This is a genomic window from Sphingomonas sp. CFBP 13714, assembly GCF_014842205.1.
Classification (GTDB): Bacteria; Pseudomonadota; Alphaproteobacteria; order Sphingomonadales; family Sphingomonadaceae; genus Sphingomonas; species Sphingomonas aerolata.
Map to the genome: position 1 here is coordinate 43,821 of NZ_JACYVG010000003.1, position 15,424 is coordinate 59,244.

At 64.5% G+C, this 15,424-nt stretch carries 26 protein-coding genes; 14 read left to right on the forward strand and 12 right to left on the reverse strand.

Going from position 1 to position 15,424, the window contains the following annotated elements; translation table 11 throughout:
• Positions 1-188: 188 nt before the first annotated feature.
• Genes IFT54_RS08005 through IFT54_RS08020 form a run of 4 tightly spaced genes read left to right on the forward strand, consistent with a single transcriptional unit; the run spans position 189 to position 4,558 of the window.
• Positions 189-998 carry a DUF481 domain-containing protein gene (locus tag IFT54_RS08005; protein ID WP_244648726.1) on the forward strand — a complete coding sequence of 270 codons (810 nt, stop codon included), beginning with the start codon at positions 189-191 and terminating at the stop codon, positions 996-998.
• 38 nt (positions 999-1,036) lie between these two features.
• Positions 1,037-2,242 (forward strand): hydrolase, encoded by a 1,206-nt coding sequence (locus IFT54_RS08010; RefSeq protein WP_192070205.1) that lies wholly within the window; start codon positions 1,037-1,039, stop codon positions 2,240-2,242.
• Positions 2,243-2,252: 10 nt separating this feature from the next.
• Positions 2,253-3,296 (forward strand): arginine N-succinyltransferase, encoded by a 1,044-nt coding sequence (locus IFT54_RS08015; RefSeq protein WP_192070206.1) that lies wholly within the window; start codon positions 2,253-2,255, stop codon positions 3,294-3,296.
• On the forward strand, positions 3,296-4,558 hold the full coding sequence (locus IFT54_RS08020; protein ID WP_192070207.1) for an N-succinylarginine dihydrolase: 1,263 nt from the start codon (positions 3,296-3,298) through the stop codon (positions 4,556-4,558). The genes IFT54_RS08015 and IFT54_RS08020 overlap by 1 nt, the downstream gene beginning before the upstream one ends.
• Positions 4,559-4,613: 55 nt before the next feature.
• On the opposite strand, the gene IFT54_RS08025 is transcribed toward IFT54_RS08020, so the two are convergent.
• Both IFT54_RS08025 and IFT54_RS08030 read right to left on the reverse strand, forming a co-directional pair.
• Complete coding sequence (locus tag IFT54_RS08025; RefSeq protein ID WP_192070208.1) at positions 4,614-5,561, reverse strand: site-specific integrase; 948 nt, start codon at positions 5,559-5,561, stop codon at positions 4,614-4,616.
• Between the two features lie 46 nt (positions 5,562-5,607).
• The gene (locus tag IFT54_RS08030; protein ID WP_037527986.1) at positions 5,608-5,838 is read right to left on the reverse strand and encodes a hypothetical protein; all 231 of its coding nucleotides are present in this window, start codon (positions 5,836-5,838) and stop codon (positions 5,608-5,610) included.
• Between the two features lie 274 nt (positions 5,839-6,112).
• Between IFT54_RS08030 and IFT54_RS08035 the strand changes: the two genes are divergently transcribed.
• The 3 genes from IFT54_RS08035 to IFT54_RS08045 all read left to right on the forward strand — a co-directional run bounded on the left by IFT54_RS08035 (position 6,113) and on the right by IFT54_RS08045 (position 7,306).
• Entirely contained in the window at positions 6,113-6,355 is a 243-nt protein-coding gene (locus IFT54_RS08035) for a hypothetical protein (RefSeq protein WP_183937573.1), read from the forward strand.
• 332 nt (positions 6,356-6,687) lie between these two features.
• A complete protein-coding gene (locus IFT54_RS08040) occupies positions 6,688-6,909 on the forward strand; it encodes a hypothetical protein (protein WP_146163707.1) in 222 nt (73 codons plus the stop codon).
• 178 nt (positions 6,910-7,087) lie between these two features.
• Positions 7,088-7,306: a hypothetical protein gene (locus IFT54_RS08045; protein WP_192070209.1), complete on the forward strand. Its 219-nt coding sequence runs from the start codon at positions 7,088-7,090 to the stop codon at positions 7,304-7,306.
• A gap of 35 nt (positions 7,307-7,341) precedes the next feature.
• Here IFT54_RS08045 and IFT54_RS08050 read toward each other — a convergent pair whose 3' ends face one another.
• From IFT54_RS08050 to IFT54_RS08090, 10 genes are all read right to left on the reverse strand, one after another.
• Positions 7,342-7,536 carry a hypothetical protein gene (locus IFT54_RS08050; protein WP_192070210.1) on the reverse strand — a complete coding sequence of 65 codons (195 nt, stop codon included), beginning with the start codon at positions 7,534-7,536 and terminating at the stop codon, positions 7,342-7,344.
• A complete protein-coding gene (locus tag IFT54_RS08055; RefSeq protein ID WP_192070211.1) occupies positions 7,536-8,204 on the reverse strand; it encodes a hypothetical protein in 669 nt (222 codons plus the stop codon). The genes IFT54_RS08050 and IFT54_RS08055 overlap by 1 nt, the downstream gene beginning before the upstream one ends.
• 1 nt (position 8,205) lies before the next feature.
• Positions 8,206-8,454 (reverse strand): hypothetical protein, encoded by a 249-nt coding sequence (locus tag IFT54_RS08060; protein WP_031441195.1) that lies wholly within the window; start codon positions 8,452-8,454, stop codon positions 8,206-8,208.
• Positions 8,451-8,585, reverse strand: coding sequence for a hypothetical protein (locus IFT54_RS20710; protein ID WP_274604140.1), 135 nt, complete (start codon positions 8,583-8,585; stop codon positions 8,451-8,453). Before IFT54_RS20710 ends, IFT54_RS08060 begins: the two co-directional genes overlap by 4 nt.
• Positions 8,582-9,007, reverse strand: coding sequence for a hypothetical protein (locus tag IFT54_RS08065; RefSeq protein ID WP_192070212.1), 426 nt, complete (start codon positions 9,005-9,007; stop codon positions 8,582-8,584). The genes IFT54_RS20710 and IFT54_RS08065 overlap by 4 nt, the downstream gene beginning before the upstream one ends.
• On the reverse strand, positions 9,004-9,465 hold the full coding sequence (locus IFT54_RS08070; RefSeq protein WP_192070213.1) for a hypothetical protein: 462 nt from the start codon (positions 9,463-9,465) through the stop codon (positions 9,004-9,006). The genes IFT54_RS08065 and IFT54_RS08070 overlap by 4 nt, the downstream gene beginning before the upstream one ends.
• Positions 9,462-9,830 carry a DUF968 domain-containing protein gene (locus tag IFT54_RS08075; RefSeq protein ID WP_244648728.1) on the reverse strand — a complete coding sequence of 123 codons (369 nt, stop codon included), beginning with the start codon at positions 9,828-9,830 and terminating at the stop codon, positions 9,462-9,464. The genes IFT54_RS08070 and IFT54_RS08075 overlap by 4 nt, the downstream gene beginning before the upstream one ends.
• Positions 9,831-10,138: 308 nt before the next feature.
• The gene (locus IFT54_RS08080) at positions 10,139-10,528 is read right to left on the reverse strand and encodes an HIRAN domain-containing protein (RefSeq protein WP_192070214.1); all 390 of its coding nucleotides are present in this window, start codon (positions 10,526-10,528) and stop codon (positions 10,139-10,141) included.
• A gap of 229 nt (positions 10,529-10,757) precedes the next feature.
• Positions 10,758-11,672 carry a hypothetical protein gene (locus tag IFT54_RS08085; protein ID WP_192070215.1) on the reverse strand — a complete coding sequence of 305 codons (915 nt, stop codon included), beginning with the start codon at positions 11,670-11,672 and terminating at the stop codon, positions 10,758-10,760.
• A gap of 16 nt (positions 11,673-11,688) precedes the next feature.
• A complete protein-coding gene (locus tag IFT54_RS08090) occupies positions 11,689-12,423 on the reverse strand; it encodes a S24 family peptidase (protein WP_192070216.1) in 735 nt (244 codons plus the stop codon).
• 99 nt (positions 12,424-12,522) lie between these two features.
• On the opposite strand from IFT54_RS08090, the gene IFT54_RS08095 reads away from it, so the two are divergent.
• Genes IFT54_RS08095 through IFT54_RS08125 form a run of 7 tightly spaced genes read left to right on the forward strand, consistent with a single transcriptional unit; the run spans position 12,523 to position 15,423 of the window.
• Positions 12,523-12,738, forward strand: coding sequence for a hypothetical protein (locus tag IFT54_RS08095; protein WP_192070569.1), 216 nt, complete (start codon positions 12,523-12,525; stop codon positions 12,736-12,738).
• Positions 12,739-12,909 carry a hypothetical protein gene (locus IFT54_RS08100; protein ID WP_192070217.1) on the forward strand — a complete coding sequence of 57 codons (171 nt, stop codon included), beginning with the start codon at positions 12,739-12,741 and terminating at the stop codon, positions 12,907-12,909.
• Positions 12,909-13,187, forward strand: a complete 279-nt coding sequence (locus tag IFT54_RS08105) for a hypothetical protein (protein ID WP_192070218.1) — start codon at positions 12,909-12,911, stop codon at positions 13,185-13,187. The genes IFT54_RS08100 and IFT54_RS08105 overlap by 1 nt, the downstream gene beginning before the upstream one ends.
• The gene (locus IFT54_RS08110) at positions 13,177-13,599 is read left to right on the forward strand and encodes a hypothetical protein (RefSeq protein ID WP_192070219.1); all 423 of its coding nucleotides are present in this window, start codon (positions 13,177-13,179) and stop codon (positions 13,597-13,599) included. The genes IFT54_RS08105 and IFT54_RS08110 overlap by 11 nt, the downstream gene beginning before the upstream one ends.
• Positions 13,600-13,640: 41 nt before the next feature.
• Positions 13,641-14,303, forward strand: coding sequence for a hypothetical protein (locus IFT54_RS08115; RefSeq protein WP_192070220.1), 663 nt, complete (start codon positions 13,641-13,643; stop codon positions 14,301-14,303).
• Positions 14,303-14,740: a hypothetical protein gene (locus IFT54_RS08120; protein ID WP_192070221.1), complete on the forward strand. Its 438-nt coding sequence runs from the start codon at positions 14,303-14,305 to the stop codon at positions 14,738-14,740. Before IFT54_RS08115 ends, IFT54_RS08120 begins: the two co-directional genes overlap by 1 nt.
• On the forward strand, positions 14,737-15,423 hold the full coding sequence (locus tag IFT54_RS08125; protein ID WP_192070222.1) for a hypothetical protein: 687 nt from the start codon (positions 14,737-14,739) through the stop codon (positions 15,421-15,423). The genes IFT54_RS08120 and IFT54_RS08125 overlap by 4 nt, the downstream gene beginning before the upstream one ends.
• Position 15,424: the final 1 nt, after the last annotated feature.

Here is a 15,424-nt window from a genome sequence, read left to right on the forward strand (position 1 = left end):
ACCGTTCCCAACGCGGCGTCGTGACGCTACGGAACCCTGTGTACCGATCCAGCCCCTCCTCCTGTCGCGATTTTGACCCGATTATGCGCTGTTTCCGTCTCCCGCTTCTCGCCGGCCTCCTGGTGACGGCATTGTCCCCCGCGGCCGCCATCGCCCAGACCGTGATGATTCCGGAAAATATCCGGGCTATGCTCGATGCCGCACTCGATGCGGGTAACGAGAGCGATGTCTCGACAATCGTCAAATATGCCCGCGCGGCCGACCCGCTCAGCGGCGACGCGGTTCTGGCAATCGCGGAAAAATGGAAGGCCGATCGCGCCGCCCAACGCACGCAGGTCATCCGTCAGGCCAGCTTCCTCGACCTCTGGAGCGGCCGCGCCGAAGTCGGCGGCTATCTCACGACCGGCAATTCCGACACGGCCGGCGGTACCGCGGTTGTCGACCTGACCCGCGAAGGCCTGCGGTGGCGGCAGAAGTTCCACGCCCAGGCGGATTACCAGGAAAACCAGAATGTCGCCGTGCGAGAGCATTATCTCGCGTCCTACGAACCCAACTACAAGATCGACGACCGCGCCTATATCTATGGCGCGGCGCAGTATGAAGGGGATCGGTTCCTCGGCTATAACAACCGCTATTCGGTCTCGGTCGGCGGCGGGTACAGCGTGCTGAAATCGGCGAGGACCAAGCTCGATCTCGAATTGGGGCCGGCATATCGGAACACCGACTTCACCGACAACACGAACCAGAGCGCGATTGCCGGGCGCGGGACGCTGAATTTCAGCTGGCGGATCACCAACGGCCTGTCGGTTACCCAGGTTGCGTCTGCCTATGTCCAGCGGTTCAACAGCACGCTCGGTGGAACCACCTCACTGACCGCGAAACTGATCGGTCCGCTATCGGCTTCGCTGTCCTATGCCGTTCAATATGAAAGCGAACCACCGGCGGGCTCGATGACGACCGACACGACGAGCCGTGCCGCGCTGGTTTACAGCTTCTGACGGTTCCCCCCCGCGCCGCGCGAGGCTAGGGTCGGGGGATGAGAGGACTTTCGCACGACGAAACAGGCGCGGTCGCCAGGCTTGATGCGGCCGCGATGCTGCAGCAGGTGAAAAGCTGGGCCGCGGTCAACAGCGGCACCCGCAACCTTGAGGGGCTGGCGACGATGGCGGGGCTGCTCGCCGACGCGTTTTCGTGTATTCCCGGCGATATCACACTCGTCGAGCCCGAACCGGCCGATAGCGTAGCGACCGATGGGACCATCAACCCACTGGACCACGGCCGGCATCTCCATCTTCGCGTTCGCCCGGATGCCGCGATGCGGATGCTGTTCACCGGTCACATGGACACGGTCTATCCCCGCGAGCACATGTTCCAGACATTGCGGAATCTGCCGGATGGCACGATCAACGGACCCGGCGTCGCCGATATGAAGGGCGGGCTTGCGGTGATGCTGGCCGCACTCAAGACGATCGAGGCCAGCCCGCTGGGTCGGCGGATGGGCTATGACGTGGTGATCAACTCGGACGAGGAAACCGGCTCCTTCTCGTCCGCCGCTCTTCTCGCACGCGCGGCGCAGGGAAAGATCGCGGCGCTGACCTACGAGCCGGCGCTCGCCGACGGCACGCTGGCCGGCGCACGCGGTGGCACGGGCAATTTCTCGATCACCGTCCGCGGCCGGAGCGCACACGCCGGCCGCAATCCCGAGGAGGGCCGCAACGCGCTGGTTGCGGCCGCCGATATCGCGGTCAGGCTGTCAAAGGTCCGCAGGCCGGGACTGTCGGTCAATCCCGCAAGGATCGATGGCGGCGGACCCAATAACGTCGTTCCCGACGTCGCCGTCCTTCGCATCAACTTCCGCCCGGCGACGCGCGAGGACATCACCCAGGCCCGCGCGCATATCGACGCCGTCGTCGCGGGGGTCGCGGCCGAGCATGACGTCCAGATTGCGGTCCATGGCGGGTTCAATCGTCCGCCCAAGCCGATCGATACGCGGGCTGGGCGATTGTTCGGGCTGGTCAAGGCGAGCGGTGCTGACCTGGGTCTGGACATCGCCTGGAAAGCGACCGGGGGCGTGTGCGACGGCAACAACATCGCGGCGGCCGGCGTCCCGGTCGTCGACACCATGGGGGTCCGCGGCGGCGCGATCCATTCGCCGGACGAATTCATGGTCCCCGAGAGTCTGACCGAGCGGGCGGCGCTGTCCGCGGTCACCATCCTGCGAATCTGCGAGAACGGCTTATGAGGACGCATCTGTGAGTTTCCGGATCCGCGCGGCGGTCGATAGCGACCTCCAGCCCTTGTACGAGATGGCGAAGCTGACCGGCGGGGGCTTTACCAACCTGCCCCCCGATCGCCGCGCGCTGCGCGCCAAGCTCGAACGCAGCCATGCCGCCTTCGCTCGGACAACGCCTGGCGAGGAGGGCGTGGTCAGCGACGAGCTGTTCGTCCTCGTTCTCGAAAATTGCTTGACGGGGGAGGTCCGCGGCACGTGCCAGCTGTTCACGCATGTCGGTCAAAGCTGGCCCTTCTACAGCTACCGGATCGGCACGTTGACGCAGCACAGCCGCGAACTCTCGCGAACCTTCCGCGCCGACATGCTGAGCCTCGCCACCGATCTTGAAGGCTCGAGCGAGGTCGGCGGGCTGTTCCTGCATCCGGGCGAGCGGGCCGGCGGGCTGGGCCTGCTGCTTGCGCGCAGCCGCTATCTCTTCATCAAGGCGCATCGCGCGCGGTTTGCCGACCGAATTCTCGCCGAGCTTCGCGGGATCATCGACGAGGCGGGTGGTTCGCCGTTCTGGGACGGTCTGGCGGGGCGGTTCTTCGGGATGAATTTCCAGGACGCCGATCAGTTCAATGCGATCAACGGGCATCAGTTCATCGCCGATCTGATGCCCAAGCATCCGATCTACACCGCGATGCTGTCCGAGACCGCGCGTGCCGCGATCGGCCTGCCCCACCCCTCCGGTCGGGCGGCGATGCGGATGCTCGAGAATGAGGGGTTCGCGTTTGAAAACTATGTCGACATCTTCGACGGCGGACCGACGATGACCGCGCGCACGGACAAGGTCCGGTCGATCGCGGATGCGCGCACGGCCCAGGTCGTGACGATCGCCGACACTCCGCCCGCGAGCGAAACCACAACCGAAGCACTGGTCGCGACGGGCACGCTGGCGGACTTCCGGTGTGCGTTCGGCGATATCCGCCCGGTGGCCGATGGCATCGCCCTCTCGCAAGGCTGCGCAGCGGCGCTGGACGTCAGCGAAGGCGCATCCGTCCTCCACGTGGCGCGCCTCTGATGCGCGGCGCCAACCTCGTCGAGATCAACTTCGACGGCCTGATCGGTCCCAGTCACAATTACGCAGGACTGAGCCCCGGCAACCTGGCCGCGACCCGCAATGCGGGTGCTGTCGCACGGCCCCGCGCCGCTGCGCTGCAGGGGATCGCTAAGATGCGCGCGAACCTCGACCTCGGGCTGGTGCAGGGCATTCTCGTTCCTCACCCCCGCCCCGACCATCGCTGGCTCGATTCGCTCGCGACCCGGTATGCGGACGCACCGAGGCATCTGCAGGCGCAGGCGATGTCGGCCTCCGCGATGTGGGCGGCCAATGCCGCGACCGTATCGCCCGGCCCTGATACCGCGGACGGGCGCTGCCACCTGAGCGTCGCGAACCTCGGCACGATGCCGCACCGCAGCCACGAATGGCCCGCGACGCTCGCACAGCTGCGTATCGCCTTCGCCAACCCGGCTTTCGCGGTGCACCCGCCCGTCCCGCTGCCGTTCGGCGACGAGGGCGCGGCCAACCATATGCGGCTGTGCGAAACCCACGGCGCATCGGGCACCGAAATCTTCGTCTATGGCGAAGCCGGCGGCCCGTTCCCCGCGCGCCAGCACCGCGAGGCCAGCGAGGCGATCGCGCGCCGGCACGGGCTCGACCCCGCGCGGACCCTGTTCGTGCGCCAGTCGGATGCGGCGATCGCGGCAGGCGCGTTCCACAACGACGTGGTCGCCGTCGCCAACGAGACCGTGCTGTTCGCGCATGAACAGGCCTTCGCCGACGCCGAACGCTTCTATGAGGATCTGCGACGGCTGATGCCGTCGGTCGAGATCGTCGAGGTGCCCAGCGCCCGCGTCAGCCTCGAAGATGCAGTCAGCTCCTATCTCTTCAACGCGCAGCTCGTCTCGCGCGCCGCGGGCATGACGCTGATCCTGCCCGAGGAAGCGCGGAGCAACGCACCGGTCTGGCGCTGGCTGGGCGAGCATGTCGCGGGCAACGGACCGATCCGCGCACTTGAGATTGTCGACGTCCGCGAATCGATGGCCAATGGCGGCGGCCCCGCCTGCCTGCGCCTGCGGGTCGTCGCCGATCCCCGGACGGTCGATCCCCGCTTCCTCGTCGATCACGCCAGCCTCGACCATATCGCCGGCCTCGTCACCGAGCATTGGCCCGAGACGATCGACGCGAATGCGATCGGCGACGCGGCGCTCGTCGCCCGGATCGAGGCCGCGCATCGTGCCTTGCTCGAGGCCCTCAATCTTGTCGGGTTAATTGACAAATAACCCGAGTTGGCGGAATTGCGCGAGTCGCGAGCAGAGTTTTCCACTGTTTGTAAGTTCACGGTTTGCTCTCCCACCGCGCAAGGGCGGCATCGGCGAGCGTCGACTGGTTGCGCTGTCGGGCGTAATGCTCGACCATCTGCAGCGATTGGCCGCTGACCGATGCAGTCTCGGCTGTTGAGCATCCGGCCTCGAGCAACGCGATCACGGCGTTCTTCCGCAGGCCGTGCGGCACGCTGGGCGCGCCGGCGGCGGCCGAGAAAGCCTTCAGCATCTTCCGGGCATTGTCGTCCCGAAGCGGCGCGCCGCGCGGCGTCCGGCATATCGCGCCCTCGACGCGCTCGTGCTTCGCAAGCTCCGCGCTTAGCGCGCTATGGAGTGGGATGCTCAAGCGCTTTTTCGTCTTGTCCTGGCGGACCTCAACGCGATCGGTGGCAACATCCGACCATGTCATCTTGAGCACGTCGCCGAGACGCTGCGCGGTGTAGTAGAGCAGATGCGCCAGCAGCCGTACGATGGGGTCCTGGGCCGCGAGTACCGCGCGCAGGACATGCGGCGGCCAAGGCTCGTGCTCCCCGCCATCCATCATCGTGATTCCGTCGCACGGGTTCTTCGCGATATGCTCGCGATCGACGGCCCAGGCGAATAGCGCGCCGCTCGTCCGCAGGAATGCGTTTGCCGCGCCCGGCGTCGCGGCCATCTTGTCCAGCACCGTCCGCATGTCGCCGCGGGTGACCCCGTTGACCGGGGCGGTCGGCAGCGCGCGCTCGAGGCGGCGAAGGTAGATGTCGTACAGCTTGCGCGACGACGGGGCCAAGGCGCCGTAAGCGGCCCCGCGCTGGTACATGTCGACGAGAACCGGGACCGTGACAAGCGTCGCCTTCGTCTTCCGGTTGCGGTGGCCCATCAGCGCCGCGTAACTGCCCCCGAACTCCATTGACCGCAGCGGCGGCAGGCGCGTCATCAGGCGCTTGCCGTCGACCACCTTGCCAGTGTCGAAATACAAGTACTCGCGGCCCTTCGACCGCACTCGCTTCACATATTTAGGCAGGTCATGCGGCAAGGCCCGGCTGATCCTTCCGCCAGTCGTTGGCCCCACTCGACATCTCGTCGAGGCTCGCGTCGAGTGCGGCGCGATCCCAACGCGGCCCGCCCGACATCGCGACCGACCCCGGCAGCCGGCCGGCGAACACCTCCGCGTCGAACTGCTGCGGCGTGAGCTCGCAGTATTTCGCGGCGTTCGCCCGCTTGAGCATGCGCGGCCAATACGGAGCTGCGCTCATCGGTTCTGTCCTTCTTGATCTGTAAAGTGAGCTTTCACGGCGAGACCAGCGGCTGCGGGACCCAGCGGTGAGGGTTTTTGGGTGGCATGAACAAGGCCCGCCCTCCGGGGCGATAAGCGCACCATGTCAACTGCACGCCACGAGGTGCAGCGTGTTACGGTGCTGAGTGTTCACCGGCGAAATATGCCGTCTCCGATCCTTTGTATGATCAATGGCATAGCGGCGCCGATGTGGTATGATGACCAAACGCGGGACGTTTTTAGGAATACAATAAATGGATTTCCCGTGGACCGAGGCCGCAACATTGGTGCGGATGCCAGCAGCGCAAAAAGACGACGAAGGAAACGAGCTTCTGTTCGAGGGGTCGTTGCTATTAATGGCCCAAAAGGTTCGGGCTATGAAGCCGCTTGAACGGCGCCATCTAAAAATCTCCCTTCCTGATAGAATTGTGCGACCGCACACCTTCAAAGACGGTTCGCTCGCCGCCCTGATTGACGACATTCCCGTGGTGGGGTGACAATGTGCGTTTTCGATTGGCGCAACGGCGATTTGATTAATCGCATTTGAAGTGCCTAGCGAGCCGTCACATGTGCCGAGCCTGTCCTGCCATCCAGCAGGAATCGTCTCGAGGTCGTCATGTTTTCTTTGATTGCACTTTATCTGGAATATCGCAGGACGAAGGCGCGAGGCGGTACAACTCGTGTCGTATCCGCGACTAAAACAGCTGTTGCTGCCAATGACCGCGGCGCGTCGCAAACGGCCGCCGACGCAGCGTAAATCTCGACGGACGCTGACGCGGCGGTTCCGCGGCGCTAAAGCCGCTCTTTGGACGACCACAGAGGCACTACCATGGCAGCGACGATCATCACTCCCAGCGGCACTGGTGCGATGGAGGCCGGACTCGTACTTGACGAGGAAGGCAGCCGGTTCGTCGTCCTGACGTTCAAGGAGCCACAGGGCGAACCGACGCTCGTCACGTTTACAGTTCCGGTTTTTCAGAACTACGTCGAGCATCTTGTTCGAACGGCCAAGGCCGCTAACGAGGATGCCAACTGGGGCATTCCGGGCTGAGTATCTCCACCACAGTATCGTGCCGCGATCTTTTCGAAACAGCGTGACGGTACGGCGGCCTGCAACGGCCTTCGCAGTACGTTTTTTGTCCTCCGGGCTCACGCTGCCAGTATTCGCTGCTCGATCGCCGCATTCTCGGCTCTCACCGGCGACGCTACTCGGGATCAGCGCGCGCGCGGTGCGGATGCTGCCCTCAAGCATGGCCTGGGCCACGTCGTTTATTCTTTCGGCATCATCAGCCACGGGAAACTCTCCGATCAATGCTGCGCAGCTGGGCGCGGATGGTGCTCAGGGCGGCGCTGCGCTCGGCGGATGGCGGCTGGTGCATGAGGCGGTCGCGGCGGCCGAGGACCTCGGCTTGGTCGAGCACACGCTGGCTCTCGCGGGGGCCGGCTGAGTTGCGGCCGATCTGGCTGTGCATCCTCATGCCGATCACATCGTCTTGATGAGTTCGAGGGCCTGCGCTTCGGCGAAGCCCTCAGCGACATAGGCTAGGAACATCGTGCGGCGGGCGTGCGCGATATGAGAGGCCGCAGCCGCGACGCCCTGCCAGATCTCAACCTGCGCACGGACGGCCTCGGGCCAGTCGGTGCGGGGTGAATCGGATCGAAGTGGTTCGGAGGCCATCAGTAGTCGCCGACCGACGTGCAGACGGCGTCCTCGTCGATGATGATCTGCGTACCGCAGGCGACATAGGCACGCAGCCGCTGTGAAAGGCCGTAGCTGCGGCCGATGTGGCCGGTGTCCTTCAGCGGGCGCTTGTCGAGCCAGCCACCCGAAATGATGCCGTCCTTGCCGATCAGCAGGCGGTGCGACGCTTCCGTATCAGCGCGGCGTTCGTGATGGGTTTCCTCATCCAGATAGATCCAAGTGCTGCCATACTCGTTGTGCTTCACCTCGACGGTGATGACGTTGCCGTACGAGTCCCCGCCCTCGTGCTCCTTGCGCATCTCGTCGGCGATCTCGCTTAGTTTGATCGACTTGGGCGCCAGGCTGAGCAGCTCCTGCATGTCTGCGGACAGGCGGCCGGCGACGAGCGGGGCGACCGTCGCCTCGATCTGGGTCTTCAGGATCTGCAGCACGGTCGAGCCGTAGGAGGGCAGATCCAGCTGGTCGACGCGCAACGCGTCTTCGACAGCCTTCTCGATCAGCTTGCCGGTATCACTGTACGACCGCAGCGCGCGGTCGACGCTCTCGACGATCAGCTTGTCGACGCGGGTCGCGACTTCCTTCTCGATGAATTCGGGGGTCATCTTCGCCGCAACGGCGTCGCTGATCAGGGTGCTGAGATCCATTTTAGGACGCCTTGCGGGTTAGCTGGGGATCGGCCTCGACGATCAGCAGCGAGGTGTGACGAGTCCGGAGGGGGCGGACCGAGGCAGTCGGGGACAGGGGCACGAAGCCGGGCCGATCGTTGCCGCGCAGCGCGGCCATGATCTGGGGCCAGCGGCGATAGACGTCCTCGAAGAAGATGACGCCTGCGATGATGGCGATGGCCAAGAGGCTCATCCAGCCGGCACCGTGCATGATGTTGGTCCAGTTCACGGGCGATCTCCGAGGGTGAGAATGGCGATCATCAGGTCGATCAGGGTCTCCGCGGAGACGACGCCCATCAGATCGGGGATTGGGGGAAGAGGTGCGCGCGTGGCCGCGCCAGCCGGGTCGAGGTAGCTCACGACGTGATCCTGCGGCGCGAGCGGCGCGGGCTGGTCCAGCCGTCGCCTTCGACGAGCTTCTCCGCACCGCTGGGGGCGATGACGCGGACCCGGCCATCGGCGCGGCGCGAAAGGACCGGGCACTCGAACTGGTAGACCCCGGGGAGGCCGGTGCCGTTGCAGATCTCGTGGTCGCCCGCGTTGCGCTGCACCGTCATGGCTTCCGCGGTCAGGATATCCATGCCGCGGCTGATCAGCGCCTCGTTCTGCTGCTCGGTGAACCGCGCGCCTCCGGTGATGCTGTGATCGCCGAACCCGTTCTTCACCGCGCCGCGGATCGCGCCGTACCAGGCGCTCGGCGTCTTCGACGGGGTGACGAGGATCCGCGCTGGCTGGCGGCCAAGGATCTCGCCCATGGGGCGCGGGCGTGCGGCATAGGTCATGCGGCGCTCAATTCGATGTAGCGGGTGACGGCCTCAGCGGCCGAGACGCGGACAGCGAGGGTCCGCATGCGGAATTCCGTCTCGACCTTGTCGGCCTCGGCTTCGACGCGTTCGCGCTCGGCGAGCTCGCCCATGTCGCGCACCATCGCCTTGATCATCGCCGCGGTCGGCTTGCGGCGGGTGCGGGCATGGAGGATCCACGCGACCTCGGTGACCAGCAGCAGCGCGCGGGCGCCGAGGTGGTGATCCTCGGGCACAAGCTGCAGCTTCTCAGCCTTGCCCCGCAGGTTCGCCCACAGCTCGGCCCGCTCGTGCTTGATCGCGGCAAAGTGCTTGTAGCGGTCGACTGCGGCGGTCAGCATCTGCTGGTCGAGCGTCCGCAGGCGCTGCGCGACATAGCGAAACTCGGCGATCGCGGAGTCGAGATCGGGATCGCAGGTCATGGTCGGGCCGGTCATGCTGCGACGCCCAGCGCACGCTCGGCCTGCGCGGTCAGAATCTCGCGGCGCAGCGGGCTCGCCTGAATAAACTCGGCGATAAGGCGCTCGTAATCGACGCCAGCCCAGAACGACCGCTCGCCCATGGTGTGCTGCGCGTCAGCGTGCGGCCCCCTGTGACAGGCAAAGCAGAGGCTTACGGTGCGCCAGTCATCCGGCTTCTGACCACCGCCAGCGCCCGACCCGATGCGGACGTGCGCTGCCTCGACGGACTTCATCGAGCCGCACTTGCAGCACGCATACGAGGCCACGAATGTCCGATGGCGCAGCGAGACCCAGCGACTGGCGCGCTTGGGCTTCTTCGGGATCTTGCGCGGCAGCGCCATTACGCGACCACCCGGCAAGCTACGATGTCAGACTTGGCCCCCTGATGGACCCAGCAGTCACTATAGACATGCGCCGGAACGCCGATGGCGGGGTTCGCAAGTTCCGCTGTGCGGCGGTCAAGATCAAACCGAAACTGCACATGGACGCGTGCAAGATCCGAGACAGGGCACCCCGTCCCATCGCACTCGATCCAGTCTGTGGAAGCCTGCTCGGCCACGATCGTCTCCCGACAAGCCGGGATGGCCTGCTGGGATCAATCTGTAGGATTTACCCTACTGCGTCAATCCAAAAGTAGGGAGCGCCCTATTTAATCATCCGGATATATCTCATCAGGCCAGAAACCATCGGCGCCTGCCGCAGGTTTCGAGGTAGTAAGCGGCGGCAGAACCGGCTCCTCGCCGTCAAATGCAACCCGGAGCCATCCGACTTTCGCCTCTAGCGCTTGAAAGATAGCGCGAGTCTGTTGCCCCTGCCGCCACAACGTTCCGATGAAGACAGCTCGCTCGGACGCCAGATAGCCCAGCTGGACACCGCGGCAGGAGAATACCGCAATCGCGTGTTCGTCGAATTGATTGTTCGGTTCGGGTCGTAGCTCGATTGGCTCGCCGGGGCGGCATATCTCAAGCTCGAAGCGGCGCCCCGGACCGCGCTTGTTCGGGTAATCGATCCCAACGATGGCAAGGCTCAGCGCTCTCAACTTGCAAGCCCCCCGGCTTCCTGCATAGGGTCGCTTGTGAGACAGCGCCGACCAACAGGAGCACGACGCTCGCGACGCGCTTGGTTGAGTGGCTTGGCGGTAACGCTCACGACGATCATCAGCTACATGGCCTTCTGGCGGTTGTCGCCTGGCGTGACTTTCATAGTAGGCTGCCTTGCGCTGGTAGGGCTGACAGTAGCGGGTTGGGTCCTCGGGGGGAGCAGTCCTCCTAGCCGACGCGTGGCGAAAGAACCTTGACGACGGATCGTCCACGGCGAGCTACTTTCCATTCGCCGTCTATAAGGCGCTGCTTGATCTCCAGTTGAATCGCCATAGGGATGTTGGATCGTAAGGTTTCCCTCACGCCCTCCCGGTCGAGAGCGGCCAGGAAGTCCTTGTCTTTCATCTGGGCGCGAAAGTTGCCTGGAATGCCCTCTTGGCGAAATTCCCATGATAGTTGGGCATTCTGAAGTCTCGGCGTCACGAGTACGACGTCAAGGTTTTGGTAGATAGTCCGCTCATGTGCATCCGGCACCTGAAGTTCAAACAGGCCATCCTCGATAACAAATTGGTCTGATCTAACGACGTGCTTGGGCTTCCAGTCTGGGCTGGAGGCGATCCCCGCCCCGAGGCCCGTGATATGCCGATCGCGCTGTGCTGTTTGATACACTCGCTGCCGTTGAACGCGTACGGTGGGCTCCGCCTGAACCTTTCGCATCACTTCGCCAATCTGCTTAATCTGCTCCTCACTGAACGACTCGCCGGCAAACCAATACTCGTACGTCGGTTTTGCCGTCGTCGGAACGACGATCGCGAGCGCTGCCACAGTCCGCAGTAGCAACGGCACGCTTTTCCACCCCCTTAAAACTCGTTCGGCGGCTTGGTTGAGAGCCGACGCTTCAATTGCCTGCCGTGTTCGTTCTAGGCGGGCGAACCACTTCGACGACCCTGGCTCTGCAACAACGAAGCTGACACGATACTCGTACCTAGGGTCCATCGCGGCCGCCGCAGCCTTCATGCCCCTCGCCCATTCGATAGCCGTAGCAGCGGCGACTTCGAGGTCTACCAGCTGGTCGGGTTCAAGGGCGAAGTAGAGCGCTACTAGGTCGCGCTTGTCATCTACTGCCAGCAATAAGTCGTCCAAGCCGCCCCCTATTTGCTTAAAGGTCTCTCGCGAACCGAATGACCCGACCCCAGATTTTCACCTCGTTCGCGTCCACCTCGTAGGAATCGATCGTCTTGTTATCGGAGATCACGAGCACCCGAGCCCCACCAGCGATCGGCCTGAGTCGCTTGATCGCGGCACCACCGTTTATCGAAGCAGCATAAATCCTGTCCGCATGAACCAGCTGGTTCTGCGTGGTGTCGATCCACACCAAATCGTTTGAGACCAGCGTCGGAAACATACTGTCTCCTACTCCCATCGCGATACGTAGGCGGTGCATCGGTGTCCGAGTGAACGACTGAATATATGCTAGGTCGAACCGAAGGGGCTCATGTTCGACGTAGTCTTCAACGGTAGCGCCAGGCCCCATCGGCAGCGAAAGGTCTAACCGAATGATATCCGCCGTCTCCCCGGCGTCGGCCGATCGCACGACAGGCTGATCTGCTATCTGTACGGGAGTTTGCCCCGGGCCTTTCGAAGGTTTAGCCTCGTCGCGCGGGTGCACCAAATCGACCAAATAATCAGTTTCGTATCGCAGCACCTTTTCAATAGCGCGTAGCGTCTTGGGGCCGGGCTTCTTCGTCTTGCCGCGTTCGATGTCCCACAGGGGCTTGCCCGAGGTTTGCAACGCTTTTTGCAGAAGGCCATCATAGTGATCGCGCGTGCTTCCGGAGCGCGCAATCGCGTCAGCAAGCTCGATCTGCAAAGGCGTACGGTCGGGCGTAGACATGTAGGGTTCCTCCCACATGGTCGCAATCTCGAAAAGGCTAGGTTTCTCCCTACCGCAATGGCTTGACTGTAGGGCGCGCCCTACTGTACGTTGCTGAATATGCAAAATGACGCCCCCTCGCTGCTCGACGCCATCGACGAGTTCGTCGTGTTGCATGGCATGTCGCCGATCACATTCGGCAGGCTTGCAATGAAGGACCCGCATTTCGTCCGTGACATACGCGGCGGACGCCGGGTTTGGCCGGAGACCGATGCGAAGATCCGCGCCTTCATGGCAAACCACGTCGCGACGGCCGAACAGAAGGAAGCAGCATAGGTGCTGCTCACCCTCCCCTTCGAGCTGGCCGCGCGCGTCGCTGCGACGCCGTCATTCATCATGCTCGACAATGGCAAGGCCGTCGCCGGCTTCCGGGTGGTCGAGCCCGAGTTTTCTGAAATTTCCGCGATCGTCGTCGCGACCGCCTCCCCTGATCGAAAGGCTGCCTGATGCGTAAGCTTGGACTGATCGTTGTTGTTGGGCTGCTGATCGCGCTGATCGCCGCGGCTGTGATGGGCCAATCCGTCCGCCAGATCGGCACCGGCTACATGCTGGGCGCCGCGTGGATGGTCCTCGTTTCCATCATCATGAACACGGCGAGCGGCCGCGTCGGTGACCCGGCTGAGTACGGCGACGAGCTGTCCTGGATGGGCGCTGGCAACATGGAGGGCTTCGAGCTTCATGCTCAGTCTTCTACGCGTGACGCGGGACAGCATCATGTCCGCTGAGTCGCGAATTGCTCAGGAAGTCGCGGAACGTCAGGTGATGATGTTCTCGATGTTCGTCGGGCCGGGCACGCCGATGACGCGCGCCGCGCTGTCGGTGCGTACCGGGATCCCCGAGAGCACTCTCAAGAGCTACGCCAACGGTGCGGCCATGCCCCTCCACGTCGCCCTCGTGCTCCGCAAGTTCCTGCCTCGTGAAGCGATGAACATGCTGACCGAGCCGGGCGACGCGCGCTTCACGCCGATCGAGCACTCGGAAGCCTGCTGGGACGGAATCGCTGCCGCTGCATCGGGCCTCGTCGCCGAGGTCTGCGTCGCACGGTCGGATGGCAAGATTGATCACGTCGAGGCAGCCAAGCTGAAGACGCGCGCCCGCGCTGTCATCGCCCAGCTGTCGGACGCGGTCGACGAATAACTGACGAATATTACACGGAAAACCCCGCAACGGAGATGACTATGGACGCGCTCAATAGCGCAGTGCCGGTTGAGCCCGGTTCTGCGAGCGAGTTTGCACGTGTGCCTGACACGTCGCCTTCGGTGGCGGGTGGCAAGGCATTCTCGCGTGCGCAGACCGATGACCCGGTGAACCGCGAGACGCATGACTTCTATCCGACGTGGCCCGCGGCGACGCGCGCGCTGCTTGAGGTCGAAAAATTCGACGGGGCGATCTGGGAGCCTGCATGCGGCGATGGCGCAATCTCCGATGCGCTGACTGCCGCCGGCTATACCGTCGTCAGCACCGACCTGATCGATCGCGGCTATGGCGAGGGCGAGCTCGACTTCCTGATGCAGTGGCAGGCGCGCGCGCCGAACATCTTCACGAACCCGCCGTTCCGCGATGCCCTCCAGTTCATCGACCGCGCGCTGATGCTCACCACGGGCAAGGTCGTGATGTTCCTTCGCCTCGCGTTCCTGGAAGGCGTCGAGCGGGGCAAGTGGTTCCCGAGCACACCGCTTGCCCGCGTCTACATCATGTCGCGGCGTGTGCCGATGGGCCGCGGCAAGCTTGCCGGCGAAGGCGAAGGCCATGGGGTCATCGCCTTCGCATGGTTCGTCTGGGAGCACGGTCATCAAGGTCCGCCCGCGCTGTTCTTCCTCGATTGGAAGACCTCGGCATAATGACGAAGCCCCGCCGCACCGCTGCGCAGTCCCGCGACGTCGTCTACGATGCGCTGCTGCGCGCCGCGCGCGCAGGTGCCCGCTGTCCGACGAACCTCGCCTTGGCGGCGCTGCTCGGGGTGCGATCCTCCTCGATCCCGCAGAAGGCTCTGGCTGACCTCATCGCGGCGGATAAGATCGTGGTGACCACCACGCCGTTCTCGCGTGCGATTCTCATTCCCGAGCTGGGCGCAACGATCCGCGCCAGCAAGGCTCCGGATGGCTCCAAGAGGGAGACGGACCGCGCTGAGGCAATCGCCCGGGCCGAGCGGCGCGAACCCCTGCCGCCGGTGCTCGATCGCACCCCCTGTTTCCGCTGCGGGATTCGCGCCGACCTCGGCTGCGATCATCAGCCCGCATCGGCCCCCTACATCATTGACCTGGAGTTCGCGGCATGACGCGCACCTGCATGGACTGCCCGACCGAGCTCGGGGCGAGGAATTTGACCGGGCGCTGCAAGTCCTGCGCGACCCGCCACAACAATGCCGACCCGGTCGCCGCCGAGAAGCGGCGCCAGGGCATCGCCCGGCGGTTCGCGGATCCAGAATATCGTGCCGCGCATGCCGCGCGCTGCGCCAACATGAATCGACACATCAGCCCTGAAGTGCGGGAACAGCGCCGCCAGCACGGGCACCGGATGACCGCGACGCTGCGCGCGGCGAACGACAAGATCACGAAAGATCAGCGGATCGCGGCGGGCGCGGCGCGATCGGCAACTGTGCTCGCCTGGTGCCCGCCTGAGTGGCGCGAGAAGTACCGTGACCTGAAGCGCCGCGGCCGCCGCGCCGCTGACGCCAAGCGGGTCGTGCTCGATCTGATCGCCGGGAAGCCGATGCCGACGCCGTATGCCAGGCAGCGCGCGGCGCTAAACTGGTGCCCGCCCGCCCGCCGAGCTGAGTACGCCAGCGCGCGGGCCGCCCTGGGTGCCGCCGAGGCCCGCCGCATCATCGAGGCAGACATGACGCCGTTCGAGCGCCAGATGGCCCGCATCGCTGCCGGCGCCCAGCTCGTAGCCGCTCCTGACACCCGCACCGGCGGCCCGGCTTATACGCTCGGCGGCATTTCGTCGGGGGTGCTCTGAC